We start from the raw sequence: 17,741 nt of genomic DNA on the forward strand, positions 1-17,741 counted from the left end.
GATTAAATTTTCTTTAGTGATGTCCCTAATGTTAATTTTATTTTCACTATTTAATTTCTCTCGAACCATAAATGCTGCTACGAATCATAATCGAGTTTTACTAGTTTATGATTCACAAAATGATGTAAAGAATGATAAGAAGAATATTGATGCTTTACAACGAAGCCTAACTAGTATGGATTTACGTGTTAAAACTGTTTCACAGGCTGATTATAAAAAAGGTACCTTGGATAAAAAATATTTGGGTGTCATCACGATGATTAATTGGCGTCAGGTCGGTTTGATCAATCGAGAATTTATTAATGATCGAGATAAATTTTCAGGTATAAAATTACATATTGGTGAAAATCTTACGCAAACAGAAATTAATCAATTGGGAATTAAAGTTCAAAAAGTTTATCAGCAACAATTTATTTTGAAAAAAGATTCTAACCGTGAACAATTGCCGTTTAGTCAGAGTATTACGGTCATTACCCAGCAGGCCAATGGAGCAAGCCAAGTAGGTACTCTATCAACTCAACAAACAGATCAAAGGAGTTATCCTTTTGGATATATCAAGGGCAAACAGGGATATTTGCCATTTTTTACAAATAAAGGTTTGAGCTTGATTGTACAAACCCAAATGATTGCTCAATTATTTGATCGAGTGGGGAAGTTTCAACCATTATTGACAATAACTAATGTGACTCTATATACAAATTTACGAACACTGGATGAATTAAGTAAATTCTGTTACAAGATGGGAATACCTTTTGCTATAAGTACAACCTCTGTAAGTAAAAACACTGAAATGAAAGCCTTTGATCGATTCACGGCGGTTTTAAGAAATATTGAAAATCGTGGAGGAATCATCTTTTTACAGACTCCTGAAGTCAGCAGTGGTGTGGATACCGCTGGTCAATTACTTAATCAGAAATTTCTGACATATATTGTCAGCTTGGCTCGACAGCAAGTCTTTCCGGTCGGTATAAGTTCTGCTGGTTTTTGGAATCAAGACAAGGTTTTACGAAACAATTCTTTGAAATATGCAGATCATTGGTTATTGATGCAGGATGGGACTAAAGTTACTTACGTTAATCAAGATAACGATGCACAGATTGCTAAACAGAGCTTTTTTGCCATGCCAGCGGCTTCACTTAATGATGTGAAGAAGAGTGATTCTACGACATTTACAATTCCGACTGCTTTAACAATCAATATGCCGTATTCGCAAAAAGAATTAGAGCATGTAGAGAGCGAAATTAAAAATCTTCCACTGAATTGGTATAATCCAGTGGAAGATGGTTTTAGCTCTGAAATTAATACTGAAACTACTAGTTTGAAATATAATCATGGTGACTATTTAGTTAACGGTAAGTTAGAGGATATTCAGAATACTAATTTGGATTTGAATAAACAATTTTCTGATGGTAAGCCTAATTCGCTTTTTAAAGATTACTTCAAAGTCCAGGGCAATATTTTGGCCGTTTTCTTTGTCATTATTATGATTATCCTTTTGATTTTCATTTTCATTGGACAAAAGGTTTATTGGAATCGATTTAAACGTTAAGGAGGGATAGTTATTTCAGTCTTAGATTTTTTTCTGATGATTGCAATTATCTCCATTTGGGGAACTTTGGTAGTTAATTTAATCTTAACTGTTGCTGGATACACATGGTATTTGCGACATGTTACAAGGCCTGATCCTAAGTTACCAGAACAGGCACCGTTCGTATCAATATTGGTGCCGGCACACAATGAGGGCATTGTTATTGTTAAAACGGTTTTGTCATTACTGAGTTTTGATTATCCACAAGATAGATATGAAGTTATTGTTATTAATGACAATTCTAGTGATAATTCAGCGGATTTATTAAAGAATTTGCAGGATCAATTTGGTGAAGCACGCTTAAAGGTTATCAATACTGACAAGGTTACTGGCGGTAAAGGTAAGTCTAATGCCTTAAATATTGGTTTAAAGAGTGCTAAAGGAAGTATTATTTCAATTTATGATGCAGACAATACACCTGAACATGGAGCGCTGAGAATTCTTGTAGCAGAGTTATTATCGGACGATAAATTAGCGGCCGTTATTGGTAAATTTAGAACGCGTAATAAGAATGCGACATTATTGACGCGTTTTATCAATATTGAAACTTTATCATTTCAATGGATGGCTCAAGCAGGACGTCAACAATTATTCCATTTGTGTACGATTCCGGGAACCAATTATGTTATTCGTCGTAGCGTAATTGAAAAAGTTGGTGGTTGGGATGTTAAGGCCTTGGCTGAAGATACCGAAATCAGTTTTCGAGTTTACCAAATGGGTTATAGAATTAAATTTCAACCTCGAGCCGTTACTTGGGAACAGGAACCTCAAACTTTGGATGTTTGGTTCCATCAACGAACTCGCTGGGTAAAGGGAAATATATACGTTATTATCAAAAATGCTAAATTGCTTTTTCAGAAGAAAGGTCGTCCCATTCGTTTTGATCTTTTATACTTTTTGACGATTTATTTTCTATTAATGACGTCATTGGTTCTATCTGATTCAGTTTTTGTCTTGTCAGTGGCAGTAATCGGTTGACAATCACTGGTCAAGTCTTAGATCAAATGCCGGATAAAAATTATCAATTGCAGCAAACTCCGGCAAATTGGTTAACCATTGGTAATGGTTCTAATGTTAATTTTGAGTATCAACTTAAAGAAGCAGAGAATACCCTAAGTTCTTTCTATGCCCATTTCTCAGGTCAGGATACAATTGCTTATCAAAGGTCAAAAATAGCAACAGCCGATAATCCAACCGCTAAGGAATTGACTGCTAGTATGGTTGCCTTATATGGTGAATCTCGAATTATTACCACTGAGAATGATCAGATTCCTGTTGTCAAGTTATCAGAACTGAATGCAGCCAAGAACGACTATATGTTAGTAGTTGCCCAATATGATCACTTGCCTGATGAATTGAAAAAGCAAATTGATCCTGACCAATTAAAAAATAAAGCTCTTATCAAGACATATTATACTGATGGTAAATATTATCTGATTGTTACCGCCAAATCGGGAGCACTGTTGGAAAAAGCAGCTCGCTTTGTGGCCAATGAAGAGTTGATGAAGGAAACCGATAAAGATACAGAGGAAGTTGATGAGACTACCGATACTTATACTTCATCTCTACACGATAATGGGACACACTATTTGACAACATCAGCAGATCGAATTGAAGGGGCAGGTCATAAGGAGAGTAGCTACTTAGTCCAGATTCCTAATGATCGTTCAAATGCTGATGGATCACAAATAACACTGCATTTTAATTATAGTAAAAACTTGAATTTCAATCGGTCGTTAGTAACGCTTTACGTTAACAATACAGTAATTGGCAGTAAAAAATTGACAGCTGTTCATGCTAACAACGATACCTTAAGTGTTAAATTACCGCGTGGTTTGTCATTGGGAAGTAGTTTTACTGTTAGAGCAGCTTTTGATCTTGAAATGAAAGATCAGGATACTTCTGATAATAGTAATACGCCGTGGGCACAGGTTAGTCCAGATTCGAAAATGTTGGTCAAATCACAACGAAGTAATGACCTGCTATTCACAAATTACCCCACGTTATTTATCAATAATGAGACTTATGATGATATAGCTGTGGTAGCTCCTAAAACCTTGAATACAGACGACTTTAAGACTTTAACTAATATCTTTAATTTAATTGGTAATTTTGCAAAGAGTAATACAGGTAGAATTCAGTTTTATAAGTCGATGCCAAGTCAGAATGTTTTGAAGAACAGTAATGTGATTGTATTAGGAACACCACGGAATAATTCAATGATAAAAAAGTTGAATCCTAATCTTTATTTTAAATATTCAAAGAATTTTGATCGAATTATTTCTAATGAGAAATTAAGTATTGAAAAAGATTATGGTAAGAATATTGGAACAGCCCAACTAATGCGTTCACCTTATAATGATAAACGAGGAATGTTAGTTGTTACGGGAAGTAATACTAAGGATGTCTATTTGGCTTCGACACAGATTAACTTTCAAAAAAACATTCAACAATTTACTGGAGATGCTGTGGTTGTTGACATGAATAATGCCCACTATGGATACCGATTTAAGAAGAATAAGGCTATTGATAAGTCTCTGGAAAATAAACGTACTTTTAGTAAAAATTCGCAATTGATTTTATATTTAGGCTTGGCTTTGATCGTGATAATTCTAATTGGAGTAGGAGTTATCTTAACCGTTCGAAAGCAAGGACACTTGAATGGAGGGAGCAAGCATGGCGGAAAATAATAATGATGACGAAAAAAGTTCACTTCTACAGGATGTTGGATTACTCGTTTTTCTTTCTTTGTTTAGTGCTACGGCAATACTTATGGCACTGACGGGCAATATTTTATTAAACGTAATTTATTTGTTCTGTACAGTTATGTTATTGATGATTACTTACTTCTTTGGCATTTTGCCCAGTTTGATTTCTAACATTGTTTTTATTGCGATTCAGGCCATAATCATGATTTATCAATATGTTAGTCAGACGGCGCGAATTCCTTGGCAATTGAGTTTTTGGATGGTTATACCAATGTTATTATCATTGGCACTTTATTCAATGACAAAGAATCAGGTAGACCTTCAAAAGTCTAACGGAGAGCTGAGAACAGCTTTGATAGAACGTGGGGCATTTGATGAACAGACTAATTTGCGGACGACAGTGGCCTATATTGAAGATATAGCAGTATTTGCAGAAACTAATCGTCGCTTTGATATCCCAGTTACGACAGCAATCATTAAAATTCGCTATTTTAACGACTTGAGACGAATGATGAGTCCTAATCAGACTAAGTTGTTATTAAAATTGACAACTGATTCCATTAAAGAAAAAACGCGTACTAATGATATTACGTATTTGTTAAATAGTGATGATCCGACTTGGGCCATTCTGTTATATACCGATAATAAAGGGGCAGGCATAGCCACTGGTCGAATTAAGGAAGGCTTTGAAAAAAATGTGAAAGCTAACGATTCCCTTTCGACAATGGCTATCTCTATGATCGTAGGAATTGCTTCATGGGATTCGTCAACAATGAAGACACCTTATGATCTAATGAATGCCGGTATTCATGAAACACAGTACGATGTGTAAATGAAACATTAAAAAAGTTCAAAGCAGTGAACATCGAAGATGATGCTGCCTTGAACTTTTTTTTAGGTACGAAAAATTGAATACGTTTTTTTGCATGAAAAGGTCGTTTTGCATTAAAGACAAATTGTATTCAATTTTTAAAAAATTAGAAGTGAAACTAATGACAAAAATAAAAAAGACACTCATTTCTGAGTGTCAAATATATTTGTATGTTAGTGATTTATTATAAGTAAAAAAATCGCAAAAAAGATAATATCAAGAATGGCCGACCATTCATACCATTTATCAGGTTTATTAAACTCTACTGTGTTATGCCCTCGTTTACGAGGGTACCACGACGGATATTCTTTTTTGGACATGTTCTTCATTTTGCATCTTCTCCTTATTTATTGACTTAATTATATCGAGATTTTAGAAAAAATTCTACCGATAAGCAGAATTTTTGAGCGAAAAATTAAAAATGTAAGGGCTTGCTTTTTATAAAATTAGTAATATAATTGTCTCATCCGTTGAGTTAACAACAAACTATTAGGAGGTAGACAAATGAAATATCAAGTAAGCTTGAATACTAAGTCTCAAATGTTTACCGTTGTGGATACAAATACAAAAGTCTTTGCAAACGGTAAAACAATTGAAGAAGCAGTTAACAAATTAAAGACTGCATAATTTTTTTTAACAATAAAATTCAGTTATTAATCAATAAATGATCCATGGTTTAAAACCGTGGATCATTTTTTTGTTTTAAATAAAAAATTTACAAATTGTATAATGAAAAAAGCTAATGGAAAATCCTAATGGATTCTCTATTAGCTTTTATTGATTTTACTTGTTCTTAGCGTTCTTTTGTACGGCCTTAACTGCTTGTTTATGAGTTCCGTCGTATAATTTCCATTTCTTGCCATCAGAAGTTTTGATTGTTGTCTTGCCAACTTTGACAAAGTTCCAATCGAAGTCAGGTTCCATAATAATTCTGAAACCATCGATCTTGAATTTCTTAGGGTTCTTTTTGTCCATAACGATTTTGGCCTTTTTAAAGTTAGTGATATTCTTTTGTGAGCCATCTTTATTTACACGGTTAAATTGGACTTTCTTTTTATCTTTGCCAGTAAAGAAGGTGATGTACTCATCTTTGTTGTCACTACTTACACCAATGTAATCATGACCTTTGATTTCATCTTTTGTAATCTTCTTTGCAGAGTGTTGATCTACTTGTTGAGTACTTTTGGTATTTGAACAACCAGTAGCCACTGTGGCAAATCCACCCATTAATGAAACAGCGGCTAATAAAGTAACCAATTTTTTTTTCATTATAATCTTCTCCTTGATGCACAATATGTCGATAGAAATCTATCATCACTGTTGATTCTATGGTAATGAAATGTAAAAAGCAATTTATATTGTAAATTTTCAAGACAATTTTAAATAAAACTTATCTTTTTGGAATATTATGTTGTATACTTAACTAGTTATGACATGCGAACTTAGTTTAATGGTAAAATACCAGCTTCCCAAGCTAGTGTCGCGAGTTCGATTCTCGTAGTTCGCTTTATACAAGTTTTGAAGTATTGATCGTTTCTGGTCAACGTTTTTTTGTATCAAATGATGTGATATTATTCGTAATAATTATTGTTATTGGTAATTTTATGTGCTATCATATTTTTGCAAAAGAGGGACTAATTAGTTAATTGTTTTCAAGCGAGGTCAAATTTTGGTGTAAGTTGACTATTTCAATGACTAAGTCGCATCCTTTCTTAATTTAAAATGTAAACTGAATATATTAATTAATGAGTGGATATTAATCAATTAGAGTGGTACCGCGGGAAATCTCGTCTCTTTCAATAAGGATATATTATTGGAAGAGGCGTTTTTTTTATCTAATAGGAGGAAAATATGGATTTTAAAAAACAAGTAGTTGACGCTTTAGTCAAAGTTTTACCTGACGAAATTACAGAGGAACAAGTTACAAAATTAATTGAAAAACCTAAAACATCAGATCTTGGTGACTATGCTTTTCCAACATTTATTTTGGCTAAATCCCTACATAAAGCACCAAATATGATTGCTGAAGATTTGGTAGGCAAAATTGAAACAACTGGCTTTGAAAAAGTTGTTAATACTGGTGCCTATATTAATTTCTTCTTAGATAAGAAAGCTTTTTCAAATTCTGTTTTGAATGAAATTTTAAATGATAAAGAAAATTATGGTAACGCTGATGAAGGTAAGGGACGTAATGTACCAATCGATATGTCATCACCTAACATTGCTAAACCTATGTCAATGGGTCACTTACGTTCAACTGTAATTGGTAACTCAATTGCCAAAATTATCGCTAAATTGAATTACACTCCGGTTAAAATTAATCACTTGGGTGATTGGGGAACACAATTTGGTAAGTTGATCGTTGGCTATAAGATGTGGGGTTCAGTTGAAGAGGTTGAAGCCGATCCGATCAATAATCTATTGAAGTATTATGTTCGTTTCCATAAAGAAGCTGAAGAAAAACCTGAACTTGACGATGAAGCTCGTGCTTGGTTTAAGAAGATGGAAGACGGTGACAAGGAAGCTCTTGCTCTTTGGTCATGGTTTAAGGAATTATCATTGAAGGAATTCCAAACAATTTACAACCGTCTAGATGTTCAATTTGATCACTTTACAGGTGAATCTTTCTATAACGATAAAATGGATGCCATCGTTGATACTCTTGAAGAAAAAGGGTTGCTTGAAGAAAGTCGTGGTGCTGAAATTGTTGACTTATCACAATATGATTTATCACCAGCTTTGATCAAGAAGACTGATGGTGCAACACTTTACATTACTCGTGACTTGGCTGCTGCTAAATATCGTAAGGATACTTTTGACTTTGTTAAATCACTTTATGTTGTTGGTAGTGAGCAAGCAGAGCATTTTACAAAACTTAAGATTGTTCTTAAGAAGATGGGTTATGACTGGGCCGATGATATTGTCTATATTCCATTTGGTTTAATTACAACTGGTGGTAAGAAACTATCAACACGTAAAGGTAATGTTATCTTATTAGATAACGTTTTGAATGATGCAGTTGATCTTGCTAAGAAACAAATTGAAGAAAAGAATCCAGATTTGAAAGACAAAGATGCTGTAGCTGAGGCTGTCGGTGTTGGTGCAGTTGTTTTCCATGACTTGAAGAATGATCGTCGTGACAGTTTTGATTTCAATTTGGAAGAAGTTGTTCGCTTTGAAGGTGAAACTGGTCCTTACGTTCAATACACTAATGCTCGTGCTTTAAGTATTTTAAGAAAAGCCAATGTTGATTATTCTGATACAAAGGATTTAGCTATTGCTGATGATCAAGCTTGGGATACCATTAAGATGCTTCAAGACTTCCCAGAGGTCGTTAAACGTGCTGCCAAGGAATATGAACCTTCAGTTGTTGCCAAATATGTTTTGAAACTTGCTAAGAGTTTTAACCAATATTATGCACACAGTAGAATTTTAGCTGACGACGAAGGATTGAAAGCAAGACTTGCTTTAGTTAAATCAGTTTCAACAGTATTACAAATGTCATTAGCACTTCTTGGTGTTAAGGCTCCGGAAGAAATGTAGGGTGAATTAATTTTGGATAGAAAACTCTTTAGCGAACTATCAGAGATAAAAACGACCACACTAGATATAGCGTGGTTGATATTAGCAATAGTCTTTGCCTATCTAAATTATGGAACTTACAATTTGGTATATGGTATTTTAGGTTTTATAGCTGTTTTCTTTATTCATTTATTTATTAATTTTCATAATAATTATATGGATTATCGTAATTCAACTAGTGAAGAATATCGTAGCAAAATTAGTACGATTGGAATTAATCGTGAATCATTGGCAATAGTTAAAAAATGGATGTACGGTTTGGCCATTTTTCCATTATTGATTGGGGCATTCTTAATTTATAAGACGGGCTGGATAACTTTAATTCTCGGTATTGTCGGTATCGGGGTTGGATTATTGTATTCGGCAGGTCCCAAGCCACTTAACTCCACGATGTTTGGAGAAGCAGTGGTAGCTATTGCCATTACCCAACTAATTCCAGTGACATACTCTTACTTAGGGTTAGCTGGAACTGGTAAGTTTGATTCTAGTACAGCCATTTCTGTTATTTTGGTGAGTTTGCCAAATACCTTTGCCTTTTTCTGTGCAGAGCTCAGTAATGGAACTTCTGATCTAGAAGCAGATATAAAAAATGGTCGTCATACATTGGTTATTAAAATTGGTAAAACCAATGCCTTGAGTTTGTTTAAAGCTAGTTGGGCTTTAGCCTTCCTGCTAATTCCCATTTTGGCAATTCTCAAAGTAGTACCTTACATTACACTGTTACTCGTACTACTTTATCCAAATATATGGGATGATCTACGTCCTTATCTAAAAGAACAGATAAAGACAAAGACATATCCTCTAGTAATAAAAGCTGTTACTAAGCTGGTGGTGGGATATATTTTATTAATTGCCGTCGGGGCGATTATAAAATTGATTATGTCCATCCTTTAGTACAGTCCAACCAAGAAAGTTATTTCACTCCTAAACTTTTTTGGACAAAAAGAGAGCTCATCTAATTGTCGGGATTAGATGAGCTTTTTGGTTGCTTAAAATAAGCACATATTAAATTATACATATCTTTTGATAATTTTGCCTTAATTATTTTTGAATTATCTGTGAAAGGTTCTTCAAAGGTTAATTTGTCAGCAAACAATAATAGTTTACCATGTTTAGGATCTGAGTTGTAGAGGGGATCATTGACAATAGGCCAACCCATATGAGACAAGTGAACTCTTAACTGATGGGTTCGACCTGTTTGTAAATTTAATTTGAGTAGGGCAAAATCATTGTTCTTTTTGATCACTTCATATTCGGTGATGGCGTTTAATCCATCTTCAGTTACCATACGTTTGCGAACATCGGTGGGATCTTGTCCAATCGGCAAATCAATTGTGCCAGAATTGAAAATTGGTTGATTCAGCTTAACAACAGCAAGATATTGACGATGTAATGTCTTGCTACTCAATTGACGATTGAAGATAGGTACTAAATAAGGTGTTTTAGCGATTAAAACTAAACCAGAGGTTTCCATATCGATACGATGAACCATGTAAGGATGTGCATCTTGCAAGTAATTTTCCACGTCATTCATTAGGGAATCATCTTCAATTTTGCGGTTAGGATGTGTTTTTTTACCAGCTTGTTTGTTGACAACAATAATATCATCATCTTCATAAGCAACATCGATTGGATCATGTCCAGGTAAATAATGTTGTTCCGTTCGAGGTTCAAAGTTAAAGTTCAAAGTAAGCACATCTTTATCTTTAATAATGGTATTAAAGGGCTGATAAATGTCATTTATCAGAACATCGTGCTGTATGCGAAATAGATGTTGCCACTTTTTAGGAATTAACCACTTTTTGAGAAGTTCTCTTAGGGTTAATTTTTCGTTATTTTTAGAATGATAAGTGATTTTCTTCTGGTACATCGAGAGGATTCTCCTTAAATATTGATGAGTAAATTAAAAAATATTCCAATAATGTGATAAAATTTGTTCTTATACAGAGGTATTTAAACAATGAATAATGAAAATAGGTTTTGGGATTGGCTTAAACCGAAATTACTAGTTGCTTGGTCTTTTATTAAAAAGTATTGGAAAAGATTCCAAATTACCCGTTGGATTATCTTATTGGTTTTAACAGCAATACTAGTTTTAAGTAGTTTTTGGACTTACAAAGCTAAAACTTCAAATGTACAAAACTTGCAGTCGTCTTTGCAAACTAAGACAACCGTCTTGGATAAAGATGGAGACGATGCAGGTGAATTATATGCAAACAAGGGAACATATGTTAGTTACGATAAAATTTCTAAAAATATTCAGAATGCAGTAATTTCTACTGAGGATCGTACTTTCTGGACTAACCCTGGTTTTAGTATTAAAGGTTACGCACGTGCTGCACTAGGTTATTTGATACATCATGGCATTAGCGGTGGTGGTAGTACCTTAACGCAACAATTAGCGAAGAATTCCCTTTTAACACAGAAACAGACACTTTCTCGTAAAGGAGAAGAATTATTCTTATCAATTGAAATTAATCACGTCTATTCTAAAAAAGAAATTTTGACGATGTATTTGAATAACGCCTATTTTGGTAATGGGGTCTGGGGGGTTCAAGATGCTTCTGAAAAGTATTTTGGTAAGAATGCCTCCGAATTAAATCCAGCCGAAGGTGCCGTTCTAGCAGGAATTTTAAAAGCTCCTAATAACTATAATCCAATTGATAGTATGTCTAACTCGAAATCTAGACGTAATTTAGTTTTGGATTTAATGGTTGCAAATAAAAAACTAACTTCATCACAAGCTACATACTATAAGAATACACCAATTTATTTAAATGATAATTATGCAGAGAGTAGTTCCTACAAATATCCGTATTTCTTTGACGCTGTTATATCTGAAGCCGTAAATAAATATGGTCTTAAAGAAGACGATATTTTGAATAAGGGCTACAAGATTTACACGACGCTGGATCAAAAGATGCAAACAAATATGCAAAACTCTTTCAGTAATAGTTATCTTTTCCCAGCTAATGCTGCTGATGGTACTAAGATTCAAGGTGCCTCAATTGCTCTAGATCCTAAAACAGGTGGTGTTTTAGCTGTTATTGGTGGTAGGGGTGACCATACGTTTAGAGGTTATAATCGTGCAACACAGATGCAGCAACAGCCGGGTTCTACTATTAAACCATTGGCTGTTTATACACCGGCGATTGAGAATGGTTACAGTTATGATTCAGAATTACCTGATGAAATCACTAGTTTTGGTAAAAATAAATATACGCCAACTAATGCTGACGGTTTATATCAAAAATCAATTCCAATGTATAAAGCTTTGATTCAAAGTGAGAATGTTCCAGCTGTAGCTTTATTGGACAAAATTGGTGTAAAAAAGGGTGTCAATTCTGTAGAAAACTTTGGAATTAAGATTCACAAAAACGATCAGAATTTAGCTTTAGCTTTGGGTGGTTTGGAGAATGGTGTTTCACCAATGCAAATGGCCCGTGCGTATACTGCTTTTGCCAATGAAGGTAAATTAGCTAATACACATTTTATTACTAAAATCGTAGATTCAACTGGAACTGTTATTGTTGATAACACTAATAATTCTACTAAACAAATCATTAGCAAAAACACGGCTAAAGAAATGACAAGTATGATGCTTGGTGTCTATAACGAGGGAACTGGTAAAGCCGCTAAACCTTCTGGTTATCAAATAGCTGGTAAGACTGGTAGTACTGAAGTTCCACGTTCGTGGGGTTATGATGGTACTAAAGATCAGTGGATGATTGGTTATACTCCGGATGTAGTCGTTGCTAGTTGGATCGGTTTCGACAAGACAGATCAAAATCATTTCATACCTGGTACCAGTGAAAATGGTCTAGCTTATCTCTTCAAGGATGAGATGGAAAATATTTTGCCAGAAACTAAAGGTACTGATTTCGGAGTGAAGGACGCCGCAAATTTGGCTAAAGCCGATAAAGATGATTCTGGAAATAAAGATATTACAAAATCTATTGAAGATGGCGTAAACAACGTTAAAAATAAAGCTACAGAATGGTATAATGATATTAAGAACTTTTTTGGTCAATAGGAGGACTGTATGAACATTTATGATAGTGCCAATCAACTTGAACAAGATTTAAGAAAGACAACAGAAGTTTCCGAATTAAAGCTTGCTTTTGAAGCTGTTAAGGCTAACGACCTAGCTTATAAGCTTTTTGATAAAGTTCAAAACAAACAATTTGAACTTCAACAAAAACAAATGCAAGGCCAAGAAATCACGGATGATGACGTCAACTCAATGCGTGAATTAACAGATCAACTTTCAAACTACAGTGAAATTCAAAACTTAATGGAAAAAGAGCAAAAGATGAATTCGATGATGGATGAATTGAACAAAATCATTTCAAAACCAATCGCCGAAATTTATCAAGATAAATAATAAGGACTTAGGGCTTAGGTATTTTGCTCAAGTCCTTTTCTTTTACGGGGGAGTTTTAGAATGAAGTTTTTGCATGCAGCTGATTTGCATTTAGATACGCCATTTGTAGGAATAAGTGACTTTTCAAAAGAATTACAAGCTAAATTAAAGGCTTCAACTTATGAAGCGGCTCGGAAGCTTTTTCGAGTTGCCTTGGAAAAAGAAGTCGATTTTGTCATCTTGGCAGGAGATATTTTTGATGATACAGATAGTTCTTTAAAAGCACAGATGTTTTTGAAGTCCGAATTTGAAAAATTAAATCAAGCTGGCATTAAAGTTTTGATGATTTATGGTAATCATGATTATTATCGTAGTAATTTTTCAGTTATTGATTTTCCTGATAATGTGACAATTTTTGGTCAAAATCCTACAGAAGAAACACTGATTACTAAAGATGGCCAAAAGGTTGGTATTGCAGGATTTAGCTATTATCAACAACACATTAGTAAAAATCTCGTTCAAGATTATCCTGAACGAAATGGCGTAGATTATCAAATTGGCGTTTTGCATGCAGGTGTCGGTGATGACAATTATGCTCCCTTCAAGATTAATGATTTATTGAAAAAAGGATATGACTACTGGGCATTAGGTCATATTCACAAGCGACAGATTTTAAACGAGAGACCGATGATTGTTTATCCTGGTGATATTCAAGGTCGTAATCAAAACGAAACAACTCCTAAAGGTTTTTATCTTGTTTCAGTTGAGAATGGTACTACGCAATTAGAATTTGTTCAGAGCAGCATCTATACATGGGAAAAAGCCAACTTAAATGTCACGACAGATGATACAGTTGATTCTTTGATAGAAAAAATACAACAACTTTTGAATAAACCAAATGTTTTATTAACTTTAACAATTGAGAATGCACAATATCTGGATGCAGATGTTGTTAAGACAATTAATCGAAATGAACTCGAACAACAATTACAAACTTTGGCAACTTCAGGAATACTTTATAAGATTTATTTGAAATATAACAGTAATCCTCAATTAGCTACGATTGATCAGAAATATTGGGATGAAGCAGAACAGAAGTCTATTAATTTAGATGATATCAAGGATTTAGATAGTAGACTTTACAGTTCGGATGTTATTCGAGAGCATATTAAACAGCCAGACTTTTTAAAACATATTGTCGGACTGACTAAAAATACAATTAATCAAAAATATACTGGAGAATAATCGTGAAACTAGTTAAAGCAAAAATATATGGCTTTGGTAAATGGGTCGACCAAGAATTTGACTTTCAGCAAGATTATCAAGTTATTTTTGGTTCCAATGAAGCCGGTAAAACGACCCTCCTAAATTTTATAAAAAGTATTCTCTTTGGTTTTGCATCAGCTAGAGGAGATAATAAGTACCTACAATATAAGCCTAAGACAAGTAGTCAATATGGCGGTGAATTAGTATTTAAGGCTGACGATAACAGTAATTGGACCATTCGTAGAGTTGACGGTAAAGGTGACGGTGAATTAACCCTTTTTCATGATGAACAACAAGTTCCCGAAGCACTTTTAAAAGAAATTATCGGCAGTTTTACTAAAGATGACTTTGAACATACGCATGTTTTTGACGATAAAAATATTTTTTCTATTTATGGATTAGATGAAAATCAATTAGAAACGGAAATTATGTCCGTTGGTGCCGTGGGCAGTAAAGAATGGTTAGCCACAGCTGATCATATGACAGCTTCAGCAGAGAATATTTATAAACGTCGTGGTCAGAAACAACCTTTGATTGCTAAGTTAAAAGAACGTGATGACCTAATTGAAGAAAAAGCAGAGTTTGAGAATCAACAAGTTGTTTACCAAAAAGTTAAGAATCAAACCCAACAGACTCAAATTGAGTTTGACGATAATGCAAAGTTATTGAAGCAGGTTAGTGAACAGGAAAACCTTTTACGTAATTTAGATAAGAAGTGGGAACGCTTTGAAAAATTAAGGAAGAATAAACGACCTGCTGGTAATAACGTTCAAATTAGTAATGAAGATTGGGAAAAATTCCTAACTGATAATCAAGAATTAAGTACATTACAAGAGACAACGACGACTAATCGTGTGGCTCAACTGAATAATGTTGAAAAACAAATGTTAATCAATTATAAAGCCAATCAGAAGCGCATGGATTATATTCGCAATCAGAAATTTGAGTTGCAAAACTTACAATTTCATCGGGATGATATGAAATCTAAGTTACTAAAAGTAGATACGCAGGTTGATCAACTGTTCAAAAATAATCCGCAATTATCAGAAGACATGCGGCCATTATCGAGTGAGGAATTGGATCAGATTAATCCACAACAACATGTAAATAATAATAATTTGCCATTGTTGATTTGTGGTATTGCTGCAATTTTAGCTGTAGTGACAGGTAATCCTTTAAAAGTGATCTTTGCAATTGTGGCAATTGGTTGTGGGGGTTGGTATTTCTATCAAAGTCGCAATCTTAAATCTAACCAAAAATTAACTAATTATGCTTTTCTTAGTCAAAAAGGTTATCAAACTTTGAATCGAGAAAGCATTGTTAACATTCAAAGTACGGTTATTCAATTAGCTAATTACCGTTCAACTCAGAATAGCTTGAGCGATGGTATTAAGGCAATTGAAGTTGATTTGAATAAGTGGCGTAATATTCTATTAGAATTGAACATCTTAGATAAGTCGTATAAGAATGATAATTATAATGAACAGATTGAAAAGTACTTTACGAGGTTAGATCAAATCAAAGCGCGGGCTGATTTAAACGAGCAGAGTCAATCAGAAACTCAGGTGATCACTGATAATCGTAATCAACGTTTGCAGGAGATCAATGCAGAGATATCACAAATAGTCGATAAATATCGATTGGTGAGTGTAGAGCAATTTGTCCAAATGCATACGAGTCAAGTTAAGAATCAGATGGTTATTAATCAGATTAAACAGGATAAGGCCTTTTTAGGTGATGACTTAAAGCGATTACAACAATATTCCAATCACGATGAATTGATTAAGGATTTGCAACAAGTTGTTACGAGAAAAGAAACTTTGACTGATAAGAATAATGAATTGAGTCGTCAAATTGGTTCGCTGAAAGAACAGATGCAACAAGTTTTGGACAATACTCAATATCAACGAGTAGTTGACCAATTGGCACAGAATAAAGTTGATATTATTGAATATTATGATGAATGGCTTTCTAAGACCTTAGCTAGTAGATGGATTCGAGAGATGCTAAATATTGCAACTGAAAATCGTTATCCTAAGATGATGCAAAAAGCTACACAGTACTTTGCTTTGTTGACGAATAATAACTATGTTAAGATAGATTTTCACGATAACGATATTGCAGTCTTTAGTCAGTCCAAGAATCGCTTCGATGTTCACGAATTATCACAGGCAACAACAGTTCAATTATATATTTCGTTACGTTTGGCTTTCGTTACTGAGATAGCCGACTTAATCAAATTACCAATTTTGATTGATGATGCGTTTGTTGATTTTGATATATCAAGAACAGAAAATGTTTTTGAATTGATTCAAAAAATTGCTAAAGATAATCAAGTTATTTATGTAACTGCCAGTGAACCTAGGTTGTTGCCACAGGATCATATATTGAAATTGAAGGAGGAAGCCTAGTGGGTAAACATATTATTGATTTTAACAACGGAGAAACAATGAGTTTGGAAGTTATTATTAAACGTTCTGATTTTCGACTTGCTAAGAATGGCAAAAATTTTTTGTCATTAGTTTTTGAAGACAAATCAGGACAGATTCCTGGTAAGTATTGGGATGCTAGTGAGGATGATGCCAAGAAGTATCATGTTGGTGCTATTGTCCAATTAGAAGGTCGCCGTGACTTGTATCAAGGAAAGCCACAAGTTAATATTACTCGTCTAGGGCTTTTGGATGCTGAGACTGTGGATATGTCACAATTCGTTCAAACAGCACCTATGAAACGTGCTGATATGGAAAATGAATTTGAGGATGTTTTTTTGCAGATTACTAATGGTGCTTGGAATAGAATTGTTAGATACCTGTTCAAAAAATATCATGATCAATTCTTTACTAGTGCCGCCGCCAAAAGTAACCATCATGATTTTCAAGGTGGTTTAGCTTTTCACACTTTGAGTATGGTACGTATGGCCGAGAAGATTTCTGATCTTTATCCACAAATCAATCGTGCTTTACTGATAGCTGGAGCTTGTTTGCATGATTTTGGTAAAATCATTGAATTAACAGGTAGTTTGGACATTGAGTATACCTTTGAAGGTAATATGTTAGGCCATATTACTATTGTTGATGAGGAAATCGTTAAGGCTGCTACAGATCTTGATATTAGTCTTGAAAGTGAAGATATGATTCTTTTGAGGCATATGATCTTGTCACATCATGGTTTGCTTGAATATGGTTCACCAGAACGTCCTAAGCTGTTAGAAGCCGAAGTTCTACATAATATCGATATGATGGATGCTTCTATTAATATGATCACTAAGGCTTTGGATAAAACTGAAGAGGGCAAGTTCACTGAAAGAATTTTTGGTTTAGACAATCGCTCATTTTATAAGCATAGTTAATAATAAAAAGCAGT

13 protein-coding genes, 1 tRNA gene and 1 pseudogene are annotated in these 17,741 nt (G+C 34.1%); 13 read left to right on the forward strand and 2 right to left on the reverse strand.

Translation table 11 applies throughout. The features are described from left to right. Positions 1-28: 28 nt before the first annotated feature. The 5 genes and pseudogenes from ACI6PB_RS04180 (at position 29) to ACI6PB_RS04200 (ending at position 5,794) form a co-directional block, all read left to right on the forward strand. Positions 29-1,549 (forward strand): hypothetical protein, encoded by a 1,521-nt coding sequence (locus ACI6PB_RS04180; RefSeq protein ID WP_404327797.1) that lies wholly within the window; start codon positions 29-31, stop codon positions 1,547-1,549. Between the two features lie 36 nt (positions 1,550-1,585). Beyond that, positions 1,586-2,554, forward strand: a pseudogene (locus ACI6PB_RS04185) (glycosyltransferase); the annotation flags it as partial. Between the two features lie 8 nt (positions 2,555-2,562). Then, positions 2,563-4,278: a cellulose biosynthesis cyclic di-GMP-binding regulatory protein BcsB gene (locus ACI6PB_RS04190; RefSeq protein WP_404327798.1), complete on the forward strand. Its 1,716-nt coding sequence runs from the start codon at positions 2,563-2,565 to the stop codon at positions 4,276-4,278. Further along, a complete protein-coding gene (locus tag ACI6PB_RS04195) occupies positions 4,265-5,128 on the forward strand; it encodes a GGDEF domain-containing protein (protein ID WP_404327799.1) in 864 nt (287 codons plus the stop codon). The genes ACI6PB_RS04190 and ACI6PB_RS04195 overlap by 14 nt, the downstream gene beginning before the upstream one ends. Before the next feature lie 543 nt (positions 5,129-5,671). Further along, entirely contained in the window at positions 5,672-5,794 is a 123-nt protein-coding gene (locus tag ACI6PB_RS04200; RefSeq protein WP_256970478.1) for a hypothetical protein, read from the forward strand. Between the two features lie 156 nt (positions 5,795-5,950). Here ACI6PB_RS04200 and ACI6PB_RS04205 read toward each other — a convergent pair whose 3' ends face one another. Continuing rightward, the gene (locus tag ACI6PB_RS04205) at positions 5,951-6,436 is read right to left on the reverse strand and encodes a hypothetical protein (protein ID WP_025084462.1); all 486 of its coding nucleotides are present in this window, start codon (positions 6,434-6,436) and stop codon (positions 5,951-5,953) included. Between the two features lie 167 nt (positions 6,437-6,603). On the opposite strand from ACI6PB_RS04205, the gene ACI6PB_RS04210 reads away from it, so the two are divergent. From ACI6PB_RS04210 to ACI6PB_RS04220, 3 genes are all read left to right on the forward strand, one after another. Further along, positions 6,604-6,674: transfer RNA gene (locus tag ACI6PB_RS04210), tRNA-Gly, on the forward strand. A gap of 344 nt (positions 6,675-7,018) precedes the next feature. Next, entirely contained in the window at positions 7,019-8,710 is a 1,692-nt protein-coding gene (gene argS / locus ACI6PB_RS04215) for an arginine--tRNA ligase (protein ID WP_025084463.1), read from the forward strand. 12 nt (positions 8,711-8,722) lie between these two features. Next, positions 8,723-9,643, forward strand: coding sequence for a prenyltransferase (locus ACI6PB_RS04220; protein WP_025084464.1), 921 nt, complete (start codon positions 8,723-8,725; stop codon positions 9,641-9,643). Positions 9,644-9,704: 61 nt separating this feature from the next. On the opposite strand, the gene ACI6PB_RS04225 is transcribed toward ACI6PB_RS04220, so the two are convergent. Then, positions 9,705-10,619 (reverse strand): RluA family pseudouridine synthase, encoded by a 915-nt coding sequence (locus ACI6PB_RS04225; protein ID WP_025084465.1) that lies wholly within the window; start codon positions 10,617-10,619, stop codon positions 9,705-9,707. Positions 10,620-10,709: 90 nt separating this feature from the next. Here ACI6PB_RS04225 and ACI6PB_RS04230 point away from each other — a divergent pair, with 90 nt between their 5' ends. Genes ACI6PB_RS04230 through ACI6PB_RS04250 form a run of 5 tightly spaced genes read left to right on the forward strand, consistent with a single transcriptional unit; the run spans position 10,710 to position 17,727 of the window. Beyond that, on the forward strand, positions 10,710-12,782 hold the full coding sequence (locus ACI6PB_RS04230; protein WP_056956009.1) for a PBP1A family penicillin-binding protein: 2,073 nt from the start codon (positions 10,710-10,712) through the stop codon (positions 12,780-12,782). A gap of 9 nt (positions 12,783-12,791) precedes the next feature. After that, complete coding sequence (locus tag ACI6PB_RS04235; protein ID WP_025084466.1) at positions 12,792-13,133, forward strand: YlbF family regulator; 342 nt, start codon at positions 12,792-12,794, stop codon at positions 13,131-13,133. Between the two features lie 60 nt (positions 13,134-13,193). Further along, positions 13,194-14,357: a DNA repair exonuclease gene (locus ACI6PB_RS04240; protein WP_025084467.1), complete on the forward strand. Its 1,164-nt coding sequence runs from the start codon at positions 13,194-13,196 to the stop codon at positions 14,355-14,357. A gap of 2 nt (positions 14,358-14,359) precedes the next feature. Next, complete coding sequence (locus ACI6PB_RS04245) at positions 14,360-16,789, forward strand: AAA family ATPase (protein WP_404327800.1); 2,430 nt, start codon at positions 14,360-14,362, stop codon at positions 16,787-16,789. Further along, complete coding sequence (locus ACI6PB_RS04250; protein WP_309511059.1) at positions 16,789-17,727, forward strand: HD domain-containing protein; 939 nt, start codon at positions 16,789-16,791, stop codon at positions 17,725-17,727. The genes ACI6PB_RS04245 and ACI6PB_RS04250 overlap by 1 nt, the downstream gene beginning before the upstream one ends. Positions 17,728-17,741 lie beyond the last annotated feature (14 nt).

The organism is Companilactobacillus paralimentarius (assembly GCF_963227125.1).
In the GTDB taxonomy this organism is placed as follows: Bacteria; Bacillota; Bacilli; order Lactobacillales; family Lactobacillaceae; genus Companilactobacillus; species Companilactobacillus paralimentarius.